This is a genomic window from Kitasatospora arboriphila, assembly GCF_039528095.1.
GTDB lineage: Bacteria > Actinomycetota > Actinomycetes > Streptomycetales > Streptomycetaceae > Kitasatospora > Kitasatospora arboriphila.
In genome coordinates this window covers 1-17,048 of record NZ_BAAALD010000082.1, presented here as the reverse complement: position 1 = coordinate 17,048, position 17,048 = coordinate 1, and the positions used below count along the sequence as shown (strand labels likewise).

Genomic DNA, 17,048 nt, shown 5'->3' with positions numbered 1-17,048 from the left:
ACCCCGGAGGGCCCGTGGGCCCGGTTTGCCGGATTACGGTCTGCGGGGCCGCGGGAGTCGCTAGCCTCTCCTGCTGTACGGGGCGGGCCGGCTGCATGGGGTGACGGGCGTGGCGAGTGACCTGGCGGCCTTCCGCGGCATGGAACGCCACCTCCGGGGCGAACCGGATCAGGCCGACTACCTGATCGACCTCTCCAACATCGTCCGCGAGACCGCGCTCGGCGGCGACACCCGCCGCTCCCTGGATCGGCTGCGGCTCGTCCTCGCGGCGCTCTGCCGGACCACCGGCGACCCCGACGTCACCGTCCACGCGATCGCCGACAACAGCCTGCTCGACCGCAGGTACGACGACGAGTTCCCCCACCCCGGCGAGCCGGGCCTGCTGCGCGAGTGGCGGGACCGCGGACTGATCGCCGCCATCGGCAAGGCCGACCCGGACCTGCTCGACCACGCCAAGGTCTTCGGCACCCCGGTCGTCAGCAGCGACAACTTCACCGGCCACCGCGGCGACCACCCCTGGATCCAGGGCGACCGCGAGCACTTCCTCAGGCCGGAACGCCCCGCCCGGGGCGGTCCCGTCCGGCTGGTCCGGCGGGACATGCGGGTCGTCGCCGACCGGGAGATCTCCCGCGAGGGCGAACGCGACGACCTCAAGGCGCGCAACCTGATGCTCGGCGGCCGTCCCCGCGCGGACATCCTCGAACGCTCCTGGCGCTGCCCCCGGCAGGCCTGCAACCCGGGCCCGGCGATCCGCGGCGGCAAGGTCGTCTGCCGCAGCCACGGCACCCTGCTCGCCGACGCCGGCCCCCGGCGCCCCCGCCTCCAGCTCAAGATCCTCGTCGACGGGCAGTGCCAGGCCTGGGAGAACCTCGCCGAGGACGAGGGCCGCGAATTCGCCCTCGGCCGGGGCCACCTCGCCCGGATCGACCCCGAACTCCTCGCCGAGCGGCGCCGCCTGGCCGTCAGCCGCCACCACCTGGTGATCGTCGCCCACCGCGGCACCCTCCGCGTCCTGGACACCAGCAAGGGCCGCAGTCGGATCCGCACCCTGCGCCCCGGCGGCGCGGCCTCGCCGTGGCGGACGCTGCCGCACCGCGACGACCTGCCCGCGGGCCGGACGGACGTCGCCCGGTACGGCGGGTTCGGCCCGGACGACGAGATCGAGCTGGTGCCCGGCGTCGTCCTCCGCCGCAGCGGACAGCGCTGGCCGGGCGAGCGCGCCGAGGGCGTCCGGGCCCGCCCGCCCCGGCGGCCGGGGAAGGAAGACGAGCTGACCCGGACGGACTGACCCGGGCGGACGGATTCGAGCGGACTGGCCCGGACGGGCAGAGCCGGACAGCAGAGCCGGGCGGGCGGATCCGGGCAGGTCGAGAACGGCGGCGGCACAGGCAGAGGGGGGCGAGTGGAGCACCTGCAGCAGGACGATCCCGAACTGATCGGCCGCTACCGGCTGTTCGCGCTGCTCGGCCGGGGCGGCTGGGGCAACGTCTACTTCGCCCGCACCGAGTACGGCCGCGCGGTCGCTCTCAAGACCGTCCGCCCCGACCGGCTCGCCGAGGCCCCCGAACGGTTCCGCACCCGGTTCGCCCGGGAGGTCCAGGCCGCCCGCGCGGTCGGCTCCGAGTACACCGCCGAGGTCGTCGACGCCGACACCGACGCCCCCGAACCCTGGTTCGCCGCCCGCTACATCCCCGGCATCGACCTCGCCGACGCCCTCGACCTGCACGGCGCCCCGCTGCCCCAGCGGACCTGGCGGGTGCTGGCCACCGGCCTCACCGACGCCCTGCGCGGCATCCACGCCGCCGGCCTGGTGCACCGCGACCTCAAACTGGCCAACGTCCTGCTCGCCGGCACCGGGCCCGCCGTCATCGACTTCGGCATCGCCCGCCACCTCGCCCCCGCCCACGGCGGCACCCTGACCGCCACCGGCGTCGCGCTGCGCACCACCACCTTCGCCTCGCCCGAGCAGCTCCGCGACGAACGCGTCGGCCCGGCCAGCGACATGTTCGCGCTGGGCCTCGTCCTCGCCTACACCGCCCTCGCCCGGCACCCGTTCGGGCCGGGATCCGCCATGCAGATCGGAGCGAACATCCTCCAGGGCAGGCCGCAGCTCGACGGCATGCCGCCGACGCTGGAGCGGATCGTCCGGCCCTGCCTGGAGCCGAAGCCGCAGAACCGGCCGGACCCTTCGGAGTTCGCCGGTCTGCTGCCCGCAGACGCCCAGCCGCGGGGCCGGGACTGGCTGCCGCCGGTGCTGCGGGAGGCCGTCGACGAGCGGGCGGCGATCGCCCTCGACCTGGCCGAGCCGATGCGCAGCGGGCGGGCGTGGTCGGTGCGGTCCGGTCCGGCGACCGCCGGGCCCGCGCCCGCACCGGCGGCCGACGGCCTGCCGGCGGCGGGTGCACGGGCCCTGCGGGAGCGGAGCCTCGCGTCCGCGCCGACCGGTGGACCGGCGGAGGAGTCGACCACCCTGCCGCCGACCGCTCCGGCGAAGGTCAAGGTGCCCCCGCCCGCGCCCCCGCCCGCCGCCGCGGTGAAGGGGCGGCCGGGCACCCCCGGCGCGAAGTTCCTGGCGGACGCCGAGGCCGGCGACACCGAGGCGATGCGGCGGCTGGCCGCCTCCCTCAAGCAGGCGGGTGATCCCGAGGGGGCGCTGCACTGGTTCCGGCGGTCCGCCGAGGGCGGCAACCCCACCGGCGCCCGCGAGGCCGCCCTCCTCATCGAGCAGCGGCTGCCCCACCACCTCCCGAAGGCGGGGGCGCTGTACCGCCAGGCGGCCGAGGCCGGAGACCTGCACGCCGCGATGCGGCTCGGCGAGCTGATGGAGAAGGAACCCGGCGGGCTGGCCGACGCCCTGCAGTGGTTCGAGAAGGCCGCCGAGCGCAACCACCCGAAGGCCGCCGACGCCGTCCTGCGGGTGAGGGCCGCCGCGGCGCACAGCACGGTGCCCGCCGCCGAGCGGGCCGCGCTGCGCCAGCACCGGGCCGCCGCACTGGACGGCGACAGCAACGCCATGCTGGCGCTGGGCACCTGGTACCACAAGGAGAAGCGGCCCCAGGAGGCACTGGTCTGGTACTGGCGCGCCGCCGAGGCCGGCCACGCCCACGGCATGCTGCTGACCGCGCAGCTCCTGGGCAAGGACCCGCAGCGGCAGGCCGAGTCGGCGGACTGGTACCGCCGGGCCGGGGCCGCCGGAAACACCGAGGCGCTGCACGCCATCGGACGGCGCCTCCGCGAGGAGGGACGGACCGCGGAGGCGATCGACCACCTCCGCCGGGCCGGCGAACGGGACCACCTCCCGTCGATGGTCGAAGCGGCCGCGCTGCTGGAGAGGACCGGCCAGCGGGTCCGGGCCCTCGAGTGGTACGACCGCGCCGCCGCGAAGGGGCACACCGGGGCGGCTCAGGAAGCCGGACGCCTCCGGGCCGCCTCCGCACCCGCGGCCGGGAAGACCGCACCGCCGAAGACGGCGCCGTCCAAGACCGCGCCGTCGAAGGCCGCTCCGCCGAAGACGGCCGCGCAGCCGGCCGCGGGCCAGAAGGCCGCCGCGCCCAAGGCCACGGCGAAGGCCGCTGCCGCGCCCGCGGAGAAGCCGTCGGCGAAGGCGGCCCGCACCGCGGACGCGGACGCCCGGGCCGCCGCGCGGGCGGAGGCCGGCGGGCACGAGCGGACCGGCCGGCTGCAGGAGGCCCTCCGCTTCTACACCCAGGCCGAGGCCCTGGGCGACAAGGAGGCCAAGCACGAGATCGCCCGGATCTGTCTGAAGCTGCGCGACCGGACCGACGATCCCGAGGAACGCCGGCGGCTGCGGAAGCGCGCCGTCAAGCGGTACCGCGAACTGGCCGAGGCCGGCGACCCCAGGGCGATCCATGCGATGGCCGAGCTCGACACCACCAACAGCGAGAAGTGGCAGCGCCAGTCCGCGCTGGCGGGCAGCACCAAGGCCATGCGTGAGGTCGCGCGGACCCACCTGGAGGCCGACGGCCCCGGCGACGTCCGCACCGCACTGGACTGGCTCCGCCGGGCCGGCCAGGCCGGGAACAACGCCGCGATCATGGACGGCGCCCGGGCGTGCGAGGCCCGCGGCGACATCCGGGAGGCCATCGACTGGTACCGCTGGGCCGCGGAGTGCGGCAACGAGCGGGCCGCCCGGGAGGCCGACCGCCTGGAGACGAGCCACGTTGGGACGGCCATCTGGCGCCGCCTGTCCGGGCGGATCCGCCGCACCCTCGGGTGACGGGCGAGCCACGGGCACGGTGCGGAGCGGCGCCGTGCAGTGCTGCGCCGTGGGTGCGGCGGCGTCAGGATCGCGTCAAGGCGGGGCCCGTCCGCGTAGGCCGTGCGTCAAGAACCGGTACCCGGGGAGGGCGGAGGGAATCCACTGGTGGAGCGGGACCCGGGTGACCGGGCCGCCCGTCCGACCATCGGAAGGAAGCACCTGCCGTGACCGACCGCCACGTCCTCGCCGCCGTCCTCGCTACCGTCCCCGCGCCGTCGAGCAGCCGCCGAGCCGTGCCGCCGACCGAGGTGCGGGGGACCGCCCGCACCCTCCGCCGGGACGCCGCCGACGGCCCGGAGGAACCGCGGGCCGACCGCGCCCGCACCACCGGCAACTGCCGCACGGCACTGCAGTACCTCGACTGACGGCACCTCACCGACCCTCCCGACCAGGCCACCCGAGGACGAGCGATGACCACCGACACCACCGTGCCCGACGAACCCGAGGAACCCGGCGCACCAGGGGCACCCGGCGGACCAGCGGCGCATGCCCTCCGCTTCGTGCCCGTACGGACCACCGGCCCGGTGCAGGTGCTGCGGCTCTTCCGGCACCGCGACGGCAGCCGCTGCGCCGTCGCCTTCAGCACCGCCGCCGCCCTGCACGCCCTGCTCGGCCCCGACCAGGAGGCGGCCGAGCTCACCGAACCCGCCCTGCGCGGCCTCACCGCTCCGCTCGGCATCGACCGCCTCGTCCTCGACCCGGGACTGGTCGCGCCCCACCCCGGTGGCACCGGGTTCCCCGCCGGCGCCACGCTCCGCGGGCTGCCCGCCGCCGAACGGCCGCTGGAACGGCAGTGGTGACGCCGCGCCCGCTGCACGCCGTCGTCCGGCTCTGCCACGGCCCCGCGCCCCTCGACTTCGACCACCTGGCGGCGCGCTGCCCCGCCGTACGGTCCGGCCTCGCGCTGGCAGGGGAGGCCGACCTCGAACTCCTCCTCGCCTGCACCGGCCCCCGCGAACTGCACGCCGTCGTCGCGGAACTGCGCCGGGCCGGCGCCACCCGCCTCCGCGTCGAGCTGGTGCTCCGCACCCTCGCCCCGGCCGCCACCCCCGCAGCGCTGCCGTCCCCGCCCCTCCTCATCAGGAGCGCCGCGCCATGACCACCCTGTCCGCCCACCCGCCCACCGGTCGCCCGCCCGCGGGCCCACGCCCGCCCGCCGGTCCGGCCGGCACCCTGCCGCTCGGCAGCCCCTGGCCCGCCTCCGCCCGGCCCGGCCCCGGCGGCGACCTGCTGATCGGCGGTGTCGGCCTCGCCGAGGCCGCCGACCGCTTCGGCACCCCGCTGTACGTCCTGGACGAGGCCGAGGTCCGCAGCCGCGCCCGGGCCTGGCGCCGCGCCCTGCCGCACGCCGACGTGCACTACGCCGCCAAGGCCTTCCTGTGCAGTGCCATGGCCGACTGGATCGCCGAGGAGGGCCTCGGCCTGGACGTCTGCTCGGCCGGCGAACTACGGCTGGCCGCCGCCGCGGGCTTCCCGGCGCAGCGGATCCTGCTGCACGGCAACGCCAAGAGCCCGGAGGAGCTCCGACTCGCCCGGCGGCTGCGGGTCGGCAGGATCGTCGTCGACGGCCTCTCCGAGATCCCCCGGATCGCCGCCCTGGCCGACGCCGGCACCCCGCAGCGGGTGCTGCTCCGGGTGGTGCCCGGCATCGCCGCCGGCCACCACAGCGCCGTGCGGACCGGCACCGACGGGCAGAAGTTCGGCTTCCGGATCGCCGGCGGGGACGCCGCCGAGGCGGTCGCCCGCATCCTCGGCCAACCCGGCCTCGACCTCGCCGGACTGCACTGCCACCTCGGCTCGCAGATCACCGACACCGCGCCCTACCTCGCCGCGGTGGACCGGCTGGTCGCCCTGCTGGCGGCGGTCCGCGACCGGCACGGCCGTGAACTCCCCGAACTGGACCTCGGCGGCGGCCATGGCATCCGCTACCTGCCCGGGGACGGCGAGCTGGATCCCGCCCGCTTCGCCCGCGCGGTCGGGACGCGACTGGCCGAACGTTGCGCCGCACACGGCCTCGCCGTGCCCCGGCTGATCGTCGAGCCCGGCCGGGCGATCGCCGGGCCGGCCGGTGTCGCCGTCTACCGCGTCCTGTCGGTGAAGCACACCGCCGACGGCCGGCGCTTCGCGGCCGTCGACGGCGGGATGAGCGACAATCCGCGCCCGGCACTGTACGGCTCCGCCTACCAGGTCCGCCCCGTCGGCCGCAGCGGCACCGGGCCGACCGCCCCGACGGACGTCGTCGGACGGCACTGCGAGGCCGGGGACGTCCTCGTCCGCGGCGCCGCACTGCCCGCGGACCTGCGGGCGGGCGATCTGCTGGCCGTCCCCGCCGCGGGTGCCTACCAGCTGTCGATGGCCTCCGGCTACAACCTGGTCGGCCGCCCCGCGGTGGCCGCCGTCCGGGACGGCCGGATCCGGCTGCTGATCCGCCGCGAGACCGTCGAGGACTTCCGCGCCCGCGAGGTCGGCCGGTAGGAGCCGTCTTCAAGGGTGCTCGGTGGTCGATCCAGGGGCGCGTGGGGGCACCTCCCGGCCGAAGGCCGGGGGAGAACCGCGCAGTCCGGGGGTGGTGCTCCCCGAGGAATCCGGCTCACCCCTGGTCCGTGGGGTGGCCCGCATCCGCCTCGCTCAGTCCGGGTCGCGGAGCGTCGAGCGGAGGGCGACCTCGAGTTCGAAGCGGGCGTCCGGGCTGGCGAGTGCGTCGCCGAACAGCTCCTGCACCCGGTGCAGCCGCCGGCGGGCGGTCTGCGGATGGATGCCGAGCCGGGCCGCCACCTCGGGGGCGCTGCCGTGGTGGGTCTGCAGCCGGGCGAGCAGGGTCTCGGCGAGCCGGTGGCTCTGTTTGGCCGTCAGGCCGGCCAGCGGGGCGAGCCGCCGTTCGGCGATCAGCCGGACCAACGGGCGGTCGGCGAGCAGCAGCAGGTCCGCCAGCCGGTCCCGGCAGTCCACGGGCTCCGGCGGCGGGCCGGGCAGCCGCTCCCGCACGAGCCGCGCCCAGCGCAGCGACTCCGCGGCCTCGGCCAGCGGCACCGGCGGCCCGATCACGGCGCCCCGGCCGCGCAGCGCCTCCTGGACCTGGCCGTCGCGCAGGTACAGCTCCGGTTCGGGCACCAGCAGCCGGGGCTCCGGGCGGTCGAGGTCGGCGAGGACGGGATCGGGCAACCGTGGCGGCCGGGGCCGGGCGGCGGGTGGCGGGTCCAGCGCCACGCACGCCACCCGTTCGGGCAGTGCCCAGTCCGCCGCGGCGGCGGCCGACCGGATCTCCTCCGGGCCCGCGCCGCCCAGCAGCGCGCCGAGCAGCTGGTGGCGGGAGCGGCCGAGCGCACCGGCCCGGTCGGCGCGGGCCTCCACGTAGCCCTGCACGCTGGCGGCGGCGATCTCGTCGATGTGTGCGAACACCGCCTCCGCCAGGGTCACCAGCGGTTCGGGGCCGAGCCCGCAGCGGCGGGCCACCCGGGCGTAGCGGCGCCAGGCCACCCGGGCGCCGAGCCGGTAGGCGGCCTGCAGCGCGTCGAGGCTGCGCCCCTCGGTGAGTTCGCCGCGGCCGAGCGAGCGGTAGACCCGCAGCCGTTCCGCGCCGAGGCCGCCGGCTCCCTCGATCCGGTCGGCGAACTCGGCGAGCGCGGTCTCCACGCCGTGCTGGATTCCGGCGCCGAATTGTCCGGCGAGCGGGCGGGAGAATTCCGGAATGGCGGCCCTGATCTCCCGGATGATCTCGACCGCGAGACTCTTCTCCTCGGTCCTGAGTTCTGTGGAGAAATTGCGTGGAAGGGCCTCTCTGGGGCGTGTCACAGGGGGGAGTATGCGGGCGATGTTACCGGCGGGTCAATAGGCTCGGCGCACCGTGATGGCCTGCGGTGGAACGAAGCTGACGGAGGATCGCTCGTCCGGGTGACACTTTCTGCGAGGGGGTGGGGAGATTCCTGGCATCCGCCGCAGGATTTCCGTCGGCGGGCTGCCGTGTGTGTTGACGCACCATCGGGCCGCACTTAGCTTCTGATCCCGTCCGGATGTCAGGGAATTCCGGCGGAATCGGAAGGTGTGCAATATGGGAGCGAGACGTGCACGGTCGTTCGCGGTGGCGGCGCTGGCTGCGGCCGGCCTGCTGGCGGCCGGTGGGCAGCCGGCCGCGGCGGCCGCGTCGTACCCGGTCGAGTACCACTTCGGCGCCGGCTTCGTGAAGGGCTTCTTCACGCCGGACCGGCCGCCCGCCGGGGCGAACGACTGGTCCTGTCGCCCCGGGGCCGACCACCCCGCCCCGGTCGTGCTGGTACACGGCACGCTCGAGAACATGAACGACAACTGGGGCGGCGCGGCGCCGCTGCTCGCGAACGCCGGGTACTGCGTCTACGCCTTCGGCTACGGCGGCGCGGCCGGGTCGCCCGTCCAGGGCACCGGCCCGATCGCGGACTCGGCGCAGGACCTCGCCGCCTTCGTCGACCGGGTCCTCGCCGCGACCGGCGCCCCCGAGGCCGACCTCGTCGGCCACTCCCAGGGCGGCGGCCTGATGGCCCGCTACTACCTGAAGAACCTGGGCGGCGCCGCCAAGGTGCGCAAGCTGGTCGGCATCGCGCCCAACAACAGCGGCACCACCCTGGACGGCATCACCGAACTCGGCCGCCAGCTGCACATCCTGGAGCCCGCCAACGAACTGCTCGACGACTCCTGCACGGCCTGCGTCGAGCAGGAGGTCGGCTCGCCGTTCCTGGCCGCCCTCGACGCCGGCGGCCAGACCGTCCCCGGTGTGGACTACACCGTGATCGCGACCCGCTTCGACGAGGTCGTCACCCCGTACACCAACGCCTTCCTGCCGGCCGGGCCGCACGTCACCAACCTCACCGTGCAGGACCAGTGCCCGCTGGACGCCACCGACCACCTGGAGATCGGCTACGACCCGATCGCCCTCACGGACGTGCTGAACGCCCTGGACCCGGCGCACCCGCGGCCGATCCCCTGCCAGGTGGTGCTGCCGGTCACCGGCCCGCTGCTCTGACCCTCCGGGGCCGGTGGCCCGGCGATCGCCGACCGTCCGCCCCGCCCCGACCCCGCCCGGTGCGGCGCCTCTCCCGCCGCACCGGGCGGACCACCCCGGCTGCACCCGGGCGAGTGTCCACCCGGCGCGGCTCGCTGGCAGCACCGGCCGCGCTGCGCTGCGATGGGCAGCATGGACCTCCCCACCCTGAACCGGGCCGGCGACCGGCCGGCCGCGCGCTGGTGGACGAAGGTGCCGCCCGCCGCCGGTTCCGCGGTGATGGCCACCGGCATCGTCTCCGTGGGGCTGAACCTGGTCGGCCGCGAGACCTCCTCGCAGGTCCTGTTGGCGCTGGCCGCCGCAGGCTGGCTGCTGCTGGCCCTCGCCTTCGCCCTCACCCTGCTGCGGGACCGCGACCGCTGGGCCGCCAACGCCGCCACCCCGCCCGCGCTGACCGCCGTCGCCGCCACCGCGGTGGTCGGCACCCGCTTCTCGCTCGCCGGCTGGCAGAGCACCGCCGCGGTGCTGCTCGCGATCGCCGCGGCCGCCTGGCCGCCGCTGCTGATCTCCGTCCTGCGGCACTGGAAGCACCACCTGCCGGGCGTCGCCTTCCTGGTCTGCGTCGCCACCGAGGGGCTCGCCGTGCTGGCCGGCACCCTCGCGCTGGCGGGCAGCGGCGACTGGCTCGCCCCGGCGGCCCTGGCCGCCTTCGCGCTCGGCCTGGTGCTCTACGTCGCCGCGCTGCTCCGCTTCGACGTCCGCCAGGTCCTGACCGGCGCCGGTGACCAGTGGATCTCCGCGGGGGCGCTGGCCATCTGCGCCCTGGCCGGCTCCAAGCTCACCGCCTGGCCCGAGTGGACGGGCGCCGGGCACACCGTGCTGCGCGACGCCACCCTCGTCCTGCTCACCCTCGACCTGGCCGGCTACCTCGTCCTGCTCGCCGCCGAGATCCGCCGCCCCAGGCTGCGGTACAACATCCGCCGCTGGGCCACCGTCTTCCCGCTCGGCATGAGCGCCGTCGCCACCCTCTCCACCGGCTCCGCCGCGCACCTCCCCTGGCTGAACGGGCTCGGCCACCCGCTGCTGTGGATCGCCGCCGGCGCCTGGCTGATCACCGCGCTCGCCCTCGTCCGTGACCTCGCCCGGGCCCGCCGGACGGCACCCTCCGGCGGCGCCTGAGGGGCCGGGCCCACGGCACGCGGCGGCCGCACCCTGTGGGGTGCGGCCGCCCGGCGCCCCCGCCCCCCGCGGGGCGCGCCCCGCCGGGCGGTCCGGGACGGTCAGCGGGCCGCCCGCAGCGCCTCCAGGGCCTCGGCGGTGCCGGGGTGGCGGCCGAGCAGGGCCGCGCCACCGGGGACGGCGTCCACGGACTCCCAGCCGTCCTCGCAGCCCAGCAGCCCGGCCAGGGCGTCGCAGGCCGCGGGGGGGGCCGCCAGCAGGGCGGCGCCGCCGCCCCCGCGCCGGGGGGGGGGCGGCGGGGGGGGGGGGGGGGGGGGGGGGGGGCGGCACGGCGGCACCCAGGTGTCCAGCGCCGCGAGCCGGCCGGGGAAGATCCGCCCGGCCTCGCGGATCAGCAGCGGCGCCAGTTCGGCGCCGTCCGCCGGCAGGCCGCCGATCAGTGCGGGCAGCCACGGCAGCAGCACCGTGTCCGGCAGCTGCCCGAACGCCCGGGAGACCGCCTCGACCACGAAGTCGGCCAGGCCCGGCACCGGCTCCAGCGCCTGCACGAATCCGCTCAGGTAGCGCGGATAGGCGGGCAGCGCCAACGGGTTGGCCAGCAGGTCCGCGCAGCGCTCGCGCAGCTCCGCCCGGGAGAGCCGGCCGAGCTGCAGCTGGGCGGCCCACAGCAGCGCCACCCGGGACGGCTCCTCGGGGTGGGACTGGGCCACCGCCAGCTCCAGCTGCGTCCGGTCGCAGCCCAGTGACAGCGCGAGGCCCTCCATGCCGAACAGGAAGCCCAGCGTCGCGGCGACCTGGCGGACCGTCGCGTCCTCGTCGGTGAACGCCGTCGGCAGCAGGGTGCAGTAGTGCGCGTACCCCGTCCGGACGAAGGACTCGATCCAGCCGGGCAGCGCCGGCTCGCTCGTCCGGTAGTGGGCCAGCAGCCGCCGGACCCGGCGCAGCACCTCCGGTGCGCCGTCCACGCTCCGCTCGGTGGCCAGCACCTCCAGGGCGTGCCGGCCGAGTTCGTCGGCGAGCCGGCGGCCGCCGAGGTAGAGGACGGCGTCCTCGACGGCGCCCAGCACGTCCGCGGTGGTGGCCTGCGGCCCGTAGGCCTTGCGCCGCAGCCGCTGCTCCAGCACCTGTTCGATGCTGACGCCCTCGTAGCCGAGCTCGATCAGGGCGCGCTGGTGGGTGCCGAGGGCCAGGTCCCAGGACTCCTGGAGGGACCGCTCGCCGAACGTGCGCTCACCCATGATCGGCCGTGCGGCGCCGTGCGGCAGCAGGTACCGCAGCCGCCACAGCACGTCGGAGCAGGCGTTCAGCTCCGGCCGGGAGGCGAGGTCCAGCAGCGCCCGCTGCACCCCGCGCTGCTCCAGCCGCAGCCCGAGCGGGGCGAGCCGGTCGTGCACGTCGCGGGCGAGCGGCGGCAGCGCGTCGTAGCCGACCCGGCCGATCCGGTCGCCGCCCATCATGATCTCGACCAGCCGGCGGACGTCGCGCCGGCCCGGCACGGTGTCCTTCTCGATGCAGGTGACCGCGGCGTCCTGGAAGTCGTACGGGGTCGGCCGCGCCCGGTCGCGGATCCCGGCCAGCAGCACCGAGGTCTGGAAGACCGCGATGGCGTCGGCGGTCGAGGCGAGGTAGCCGTTGCGGCGGGCCGCGCGCACGACGTCGACGGACCAGCCGAGCAGTTCGGCCTCGTCCAGGGTGTCGAGCACCGGCGGCCGCTGCAGGAAGCCGGACAGCCGGTCGGAGGGCGCGGGGCCGGCGGTCGGCACGGGCGCCGCGGCGGCCCGGCCGGTGCCCTTCGCGCCGCCGGCCTGGCCCGCGAGGCGGTACGGCCGGACCTCGGTCCGCTGGAGGTTCTTCGCCCACACCGCGGCGGCGATCGACACCGAGCCGGCGGCCAGGCCGAACTGGGCCTCGATCGCGGCGTGGCTGGACGGGATCAGACCGTGCTGCCAGCGGGTCGCCGAGCGCGGCGGGATCGCGAAGCCGTCGCTGCCGTCGACGCCGAACTCGGCGACCCGGCTGGCCGCGTGGAAGGCGCCGCAGACGTACAGGCAGTCGGCCGGGTCGGTGCCGGTGGCGGCCAGGTGCTCGCGCATCCTCGTCCACATGTACCGCTCGCGGTCCTCGTCGACCGCGACCCGGCGCGGGTCGCCGGGCGCCAGCCGCCGGAAGAGGCTGCCGATCAGCAGCATGACCTGGCGGTAGGTGTCGTGGTCGCTGTCGCCGAGCGGCACCTCCACGTACTGGTGCCACCACTCTGACCAGTGCCGGACCTTGCCGTGCCGGAGCAGGTGCTCCTCCAGCTCGGCGAAGCGCGGCCGGAGGTCGCCGATCTCCACGCCGACCGCGTCGCCGTGCAGCGCGGCCTCCCCGTCGGCGGCGGCCGCCTCCGGTTCGGCACCGGCGTCGGCGGGCTCGTCCGGTTCGCCGTCGCGCGGCTGCCACTGGAAGACGTGGTCCGAGGAGCGGTCCACCAGGACGAGTTCGACGCCGGGCGTGTCCAGCGCGTACGCGATCGCCTGGTACTCGGCGGAGGCCTCGGTGATCGGCGCGACCACCGAGAGCGGCGCCCAGTCGGCGGGGAAGCCGTCGACCTCGGTCGCGAACGCCTGGACGGCCACCGGCAGGCGGCAGTTGCGCAGCTCGGTGAGGAGCGGCGCCATGTCCTCGCACAGCTCCAGGTACACCACCTTGGGCTGCTTCTCGCGCAGCCGGCGCGCCATCGCGACCGCGGAGGCCGGCGAGTGGTGGCAGACCGGGAAGACCTCCAGCGGCTCGCGCACCGCCCGGTCGACGTCGTCGACGATGCCGAGCAGGATGCCCTCCAGGGCGTCCGGACCGTCGGCGAACTCGGCGGCCGCCTCCTGGAGCCGGGACCGCAGCGGGTCGAAGGCGCCCGCGGGTGCGGCCGTCACGACAGGGTGGCGATCGCGTCGCGGCCGCCCTCCAGGAACTCCGGCCACTCGCCGCCCTGCTCCTTGCCGCGCGGCTCGACCACGCCGTGCAGGTACTTGTTGAGGATGGCGAGGTCCTCCGGCTCGCGCCGGGCCAGCGAACCGACCAGCGAGGAGGCCAGGGTGCGGGCGGTCAGCGTCCGCTCGCCGAAGAAGTTGCCGTGCAGCACGGCGTCCTCCAGCACGCCGATCTGTTCGGCGGTGGACAGCGCCGACTCCAGCTTCTCGTCGTCGCTGCCGGCCGCGGCGGCTGAGGCGCGCAGGTCGGCGAAGGACTGCAGCAGCACGTCCAGCAGGGTGGGCGGCACCTCCAGCTCGATGGAGTGGCGGCGCAGCAGCTCCTCGGTGCGGAAGCGGACGATCTCCGCCTCGCTCTTCTTGTTGGTGACCACCGGGATGCGCACGAAGTTGAACCGCCGCTTCAGCGCCGACGAGAGGTCGTTGACGCCCCGGTCGCGGCTGTTGGCGGTGGCGATGACGGAGAAGCCCGGCTTGGCGAACACGATGCCGTCGCTGTCGAGTTCGGGCACCGAGATGTACTTCTCGGAGAGGATCGAGATCAGCGCGTCCTGCACGTCGCTGGTGGCGCGGGTGAGCTCCTCGAAGCGGCCGATCGCGCCGGACTCCATCGCCGTCATGATCGGCGAGGGGATCATCGACTCCCGGGACTGCCCCTTGGCGATCACCATGGACACGTTCCAGGAGTACTTGATGTGGTCCTCGGTGGTGCCGGCGGTGCCCTGGACGACCAGGGTGGAGTCGCGGCAGACCGCCGCGGCGAGCAGCTCGGCCAGCCAGCTCTTGCCGGTGCCGGGGTCGCCGATCAGCAGCAGGCCGCGGTCGGAGGCCAGGGTGACGATGGCGCGCTCGACGATGCTGCGGTCACCGAACCACTTCTGCGCGACCTCGCGGTCGAGGCCGTCGGAGCGCTCGGAGCCGAGGACGAACAGCCGCACCATCTTCGGCGAGAGCCGCCAGCTGAACGGCTTCGGGTTGTCGTCGATCGACTCCAGCCAGGCCAGCTCCTCGGCGTACTTGAGCTCGGCGGGGGCGCGCAACAGGTCGGACATGGCAGGGCCTTTCGGGAAGGGATCGAGGGGGTGCCGGCCCGGGGGCCTAGGCGAGGAAGTTCTTGAGCTCGTGGACGAGCTTGCCGATGTGGCCGGAGATCACCGGTGTGCCGAGCGCCTTGAAGCGCTCCCGGAACCAGGGGTTGACCTCCTGGCGGCCGGAGCTGGTCACCGAGCCGACCGGGATGAACCTCACCCCGGAGCGGTGCACCGCCTCGATGGCCTCGAACAGCGGCTGGGACCGGTCGAACTCGTAGAAGTCCGAGATCCAGACCATCACGGTGTCGGCGGGGTCGGTGATCTTCGGGCGGGCCATCGCCATCGCGATCGGGCCGTCGTTGCCGCCGCCGAGGTTGGTCCGCAGCAGCATCTCGAACGGGTCGCCCACCCAGGGGGTGAGGTCGATCGCCCGGGTGTCGTACGCGACGAGGTGCACGTCGACCTTGGGCAGGCCGGCGAAGATCGACGCCAGGACGGTGCAGTTGACCATCGAGTCGACCATCGAACCGGACTGGTCGACCACCACGATCAACCGCTGCGGCGTGGTCTTCCGGGCGGTGTGCCGGTAGTAGAGGCGGTCGACGTAGAGCCGCTCCTCCTCCGGGCTCCAGTTGGTGAGGTTCTTCCAGATCGTGCGGTCGAGGTCCAGGTTGCGGAAGACCCGCTTCGGCGGCACCGAGCGGTCCGGCCGGCCGGTGGAGGCCTTGGCGACCTGGGTGCGCAGCACCTCGGCGACCTCGTCGACGAAGCGGCGGATCAGCGCCTTGGCGTTGGCCAGCGCGACGCCGGAGAGGTTGTGCTTGTCGCGCAGCAGCTGCTCGATCAGCGACATGCTCGGCGTCAGCTGCGCGGCGAGCTTCGGATCGGCGAGCACCTCGCGCAGCTGCATCCGCTTCACCAGGCCGGCCTCGACCGCGCCGAGCTCGGGCCCGAGGCCCTGGGCGCCGGCGGGTGCCGGGCCACGGCCCGCCCGCAGCTCGCCGGGCCGGCAGCCGAGGGCGCGCTCCAGCCAGCCCGCGTCGGACTGCCAGCGGGCGAGCTGCCCGGCGGTGACCGTGCCGCTGCCGGTGGCGAAGACGTTCAGCAGCACCTTCGACGCCAGGGCGGCGCGGCGCACCTCGGCGGAGCCGTCCCGCGGGCTGTCCTCCCGGGGGCCGCCGTCCTCGCCCGGCACCATCAGTCCGTCGATCTCGGCGGCCAGCTCCGGGTGGCGCTGGACGACGGAGTCGACGGAGGTCTGCGGGTCGAGCAGGGCGGCCGGCAGGCCGATGTCCTCGACCACGGCGAGGCTCGCGGACTCCAGGGCGTGCTGCTCCTCCGGGTCGAAGAGGCGGGCGAGCAGCCGCCAGTAGAGGACCTGACGGCGGTTCTCGTCCGCGTCCGGGACCGGCTCGGCGGTCGGCACGGTGGTCGGCTCGGTCATTTCCGCAGCAGCCTTCCCGCGCGCTCGCGCAGCACCGCGACGGCGTCGGTGGCGGCCTTCTCCGCCTTGACGCCCAGCTTGTCGGTGGTGCCGCCGGCCCAGGCCCCGGCGTGCAGGGCGACGGCCTTCTTCCGCACGGTGGTCTCGACGGCGAGCGGCTGCAGCAGGTACCGGCCGGCGTCCCAGCGGAGCAGGCCGATGCAGGCGGCGGAGGCGGCGACGGCCTCCGGGGTGAGCGGGCCGGCCGCCGGGATCCGGTCGGTGTCGACGGCGAGCGGCTGCCCGGCGAGCACGAACTCCAGCGCGTCGCCGTCCAGCCGGACGGTGTAGCCCTCCAGCAGCACCGGCACCGCGATGGCCGCCGGGTGCCGGTCCAGCGGTGCGGTGACGGCGGCTTCGGCCGTGGCCAGCACGACCCGGGCGGTGCCGAAGGCGTCGGCGGGGGCGCCCGGGCGGGCGTGCTCCTCGCTCCAGAGCAGGTCGCCCCCGGCGGTCGCGGGCATGTCGGTGAGCTCCATCGAGCGGCCCTCGCCGACGGCGGCGAGCAGCGCCGTGTGCGGGCGCAGCAGCTGCCAGACACCCGTCCCGACGACCGTGTCCGGCTTGGGCACGGAGACGGAGGCGCGCACCAGCCGCGGCGTGCCGCCGTCGGCGGGCTCCAGCACGGCGTGCACCTGGGCCTGGACGGCCGTCGCGTGCTCCTGCAGGTCGATGCCGAGCGGCAGCAGACGGCCCGTCACGGCCTCGGCGGGTGGCGCGTCGGCCGCGCCCGGCACGGTGAGCACCAGGGCCCGCGACCACAGGTCGGCCCAGCGGCGCAGCGGCACCCGCTCCAGGGTGGCGCCGGGGCAGGAGGCGGCGAGTTCGGCGGCGAAGCCGTCCAGCAGGGTGGCGAGGCGGCGCAGCGCCGGGTCGGGCAGCATCGCGCTGACCACCGGGGCGGCCCCGGCGACGAGGTCGTGGTCGATGCCCTGCCAGCCGGCGCGGGCGAGGTCGGCGAGCCGCGCGCGGGCGGCGGCCAGCAGGGCGGCCGCCTGCGGGGCGCCCGGCGCGGTGGCCGGGAAGGCGGTGCGGGCGCGGCCGGTCGCCCCGTCGATCCGCGCGGTCAGCGCGTCGTGGACGGAGCCGAGCAGGGCGCAGCGGGCGGCGGCCAGGGCGGTGAGGTGGTCCTCGT

Annotated in this window: 13 protein-coding genes; 8 read left to right on the top strand and 5 right to left on the bottom strand. The window is 75.9% G+C overall.

The annotated features are described in order from the left end of the window. The first annotated feature begins 109 nt into the window (after window positions 1-109). The 6 genes from ABD353_RS30475 (at window position 110) to lysA (ending at window position 6,754) form a co-directional block, all read left to right on the top strand. Window positions 110-1,288: an FHA domain-containing protein gene (locus ABD353_RS30475; protein WP_344626910.1), complete on the top strand. Its 1,179-nt coding sequence runs from the start codon at window positions 110-112 to the stop codon at window positions 1,286-1,288. 114 nt (window positions 1,289-1,402) lie between these two features. Then, entirely contained in the window at window positions 1,403-4,237 is a 2,835-nt protein-coding gene (locus ABD353_RS30470) for a serine/threonine-protein kinase (RefSeq protein WP_344626909.1), read from the top strand. 206 nt (window positions 4,238-4,443) lie between these two features. Beyond that, window positions 4,444-4,644 (top strand): hypothetical protein, encoded by a 201-nt coding sequence (locus tag ABD353_RS30465; RefSeq protein ID WP_344626908.1) that lies wholly within the window; start codon window positions 4,444-4,446, stop codon window positions 4,642-4,644. 45 nt (window positions 4,645-4,689) lie between these two features. After that, window positions 4,690-5,079, top strand: coding sequence for an SAV_915 family protein (locus tag ABD353_RS30460; protein WP_344626907.1), 390 nt, complete (start codon window positions 4,690-4,692; stop codon window positions 5,077-5,079). Beyond that, the gene (locus ABD353_RS30455; RefSeq protein WP_344626906.1) at window positions 5,076-5,378 is read left to right on the top strand and encodes a hypothetical protein; all 303 of its coding nucleotides are present in this window, start codon (window positions 5,076-5,078) and stop codon (window positions 5,376-5,378) included. Before ABD353_RS30460 ends, ABD353_RS30455 begins: the two co-directional genes overlap by 4 nt. Then, window positions 5,375-6,754 (top strand): diaminopimelate decarboxylase, encoded by a 1,380-nt coding sequence (gene lysA, locus ABD353_RS30450; protein WP_344626905.1) that lies wholly within the window; start codon window positions 5,375-5,377, stop codon window positions 6,752-6,754. The genes ABD353_RS30455 and lysA overlap by 4 nt, the downstream gene beginning before the upstream one ends. Before the next feature lie 153 nt (window positions 6,755-6,907). Here lysA and ABD353_RS30445 read toward each other — a convergent pair whose 3' ends face one another. Beyond that, window positions 6,908-8,071 carry a PucR-like N-terminal domain-containing protein gene (locus tag ABD353_RS30445; RefSeq protein WP_344626904.1) on the bottom strand — a complete coding sequence of 388 codons (1,164 nt, stop codon included), beginning with the start codon at window positions 8,069-8,071 and terminating at the stop codon, window positions 6,908-6,910. Window positions 8,072-8,327: 256 nt separating this feature from the next. On the opposite strand from ABD353_RS30445, the gene ABD353_RS30440 reads away from it, so the two are divergent. Both ABD353_RS30440 and ABD353_RS30435 read left to right on the top strand, forming a co-directional pair. Further along, on the top strand, window positions 8,328-9,272 hold the full coding sequence (locus ABD353_RS30440) for an esterase/lipase family protein (protein ID WP_344626903.1): 945 nt from the start codon (window positions 8,328-8,330) through the stop codon (window positions 9,270-9,272). 171 nt (window positions 9,273-9,443) lie between these two features. Beyond that, on the top strand, window positions 9,444-10,430 hold the full coding sequence (locus tag ABD353_RS30435; RefSeq protein WP_344626902.1) for a tellurite resistance/C4-dicarboxylate transporter family protein: 987 nt from the start codon (window positions 9,444-9,446) through the stop codon (window positions 10,428-10,430). A gap of 101 nt (window positions 10,431-10,531) precedes the next feature. Here the strand turns inward: ABD353_RS30435 and ABD353_RS30430 are convergent, their stop codons facing one another. From ABD353_RS30430 to ABD353_RS30415, 4 genes are all read right to left on the bottom strand, one after another. Continuing rightward, the gene (locus tag ABD353_RS30430; protein ID WP_344626901.1) at window positions 10,532-13,342 is read right to left on the bottom strand and encodes a hypothetical protein; all 2,811 of its coding nucleotides are present in this window, start codon (window positions 13,340-13,342) and stop codon (window positions 10,532-10,534) included. Beyond that, entirely contained in the window at window positions 13,339-14,451 is a 1,113-nt protein-coding gene (locus tag ABD353_RS30425) for an ATP-binding protein (RefSeq protein ID WP_344626900.1), read from the bottom strand. The genes ABD353_RS30430 and ABD353_RS30425 overlap by 4 nt, the downstream gene beginning before the upstream one ends. Window positions 14,452-14,497: 46 nt before the next feature. Then, entirely contained in the window at window positions 14,498-15,874 is a 1,377-nt protein-coding gene (locus tag ABD353_RS30420; RefSeq protein WP_344626899.1) for a VWA domain-containing protein, read from the bottom strand. Continuing rightward, on the bottom strand, window positions 15,871-17,048 hold a 1,178-nt coding region (locus tag ABD353_RS30415), incomplete at its 5' end, for a hypothetical protein (RefSeq protein ID WP_344626898.1). The genes ABD353_RS30415 and ABD353_RS30420, both read right to left, overlap by 4 nt.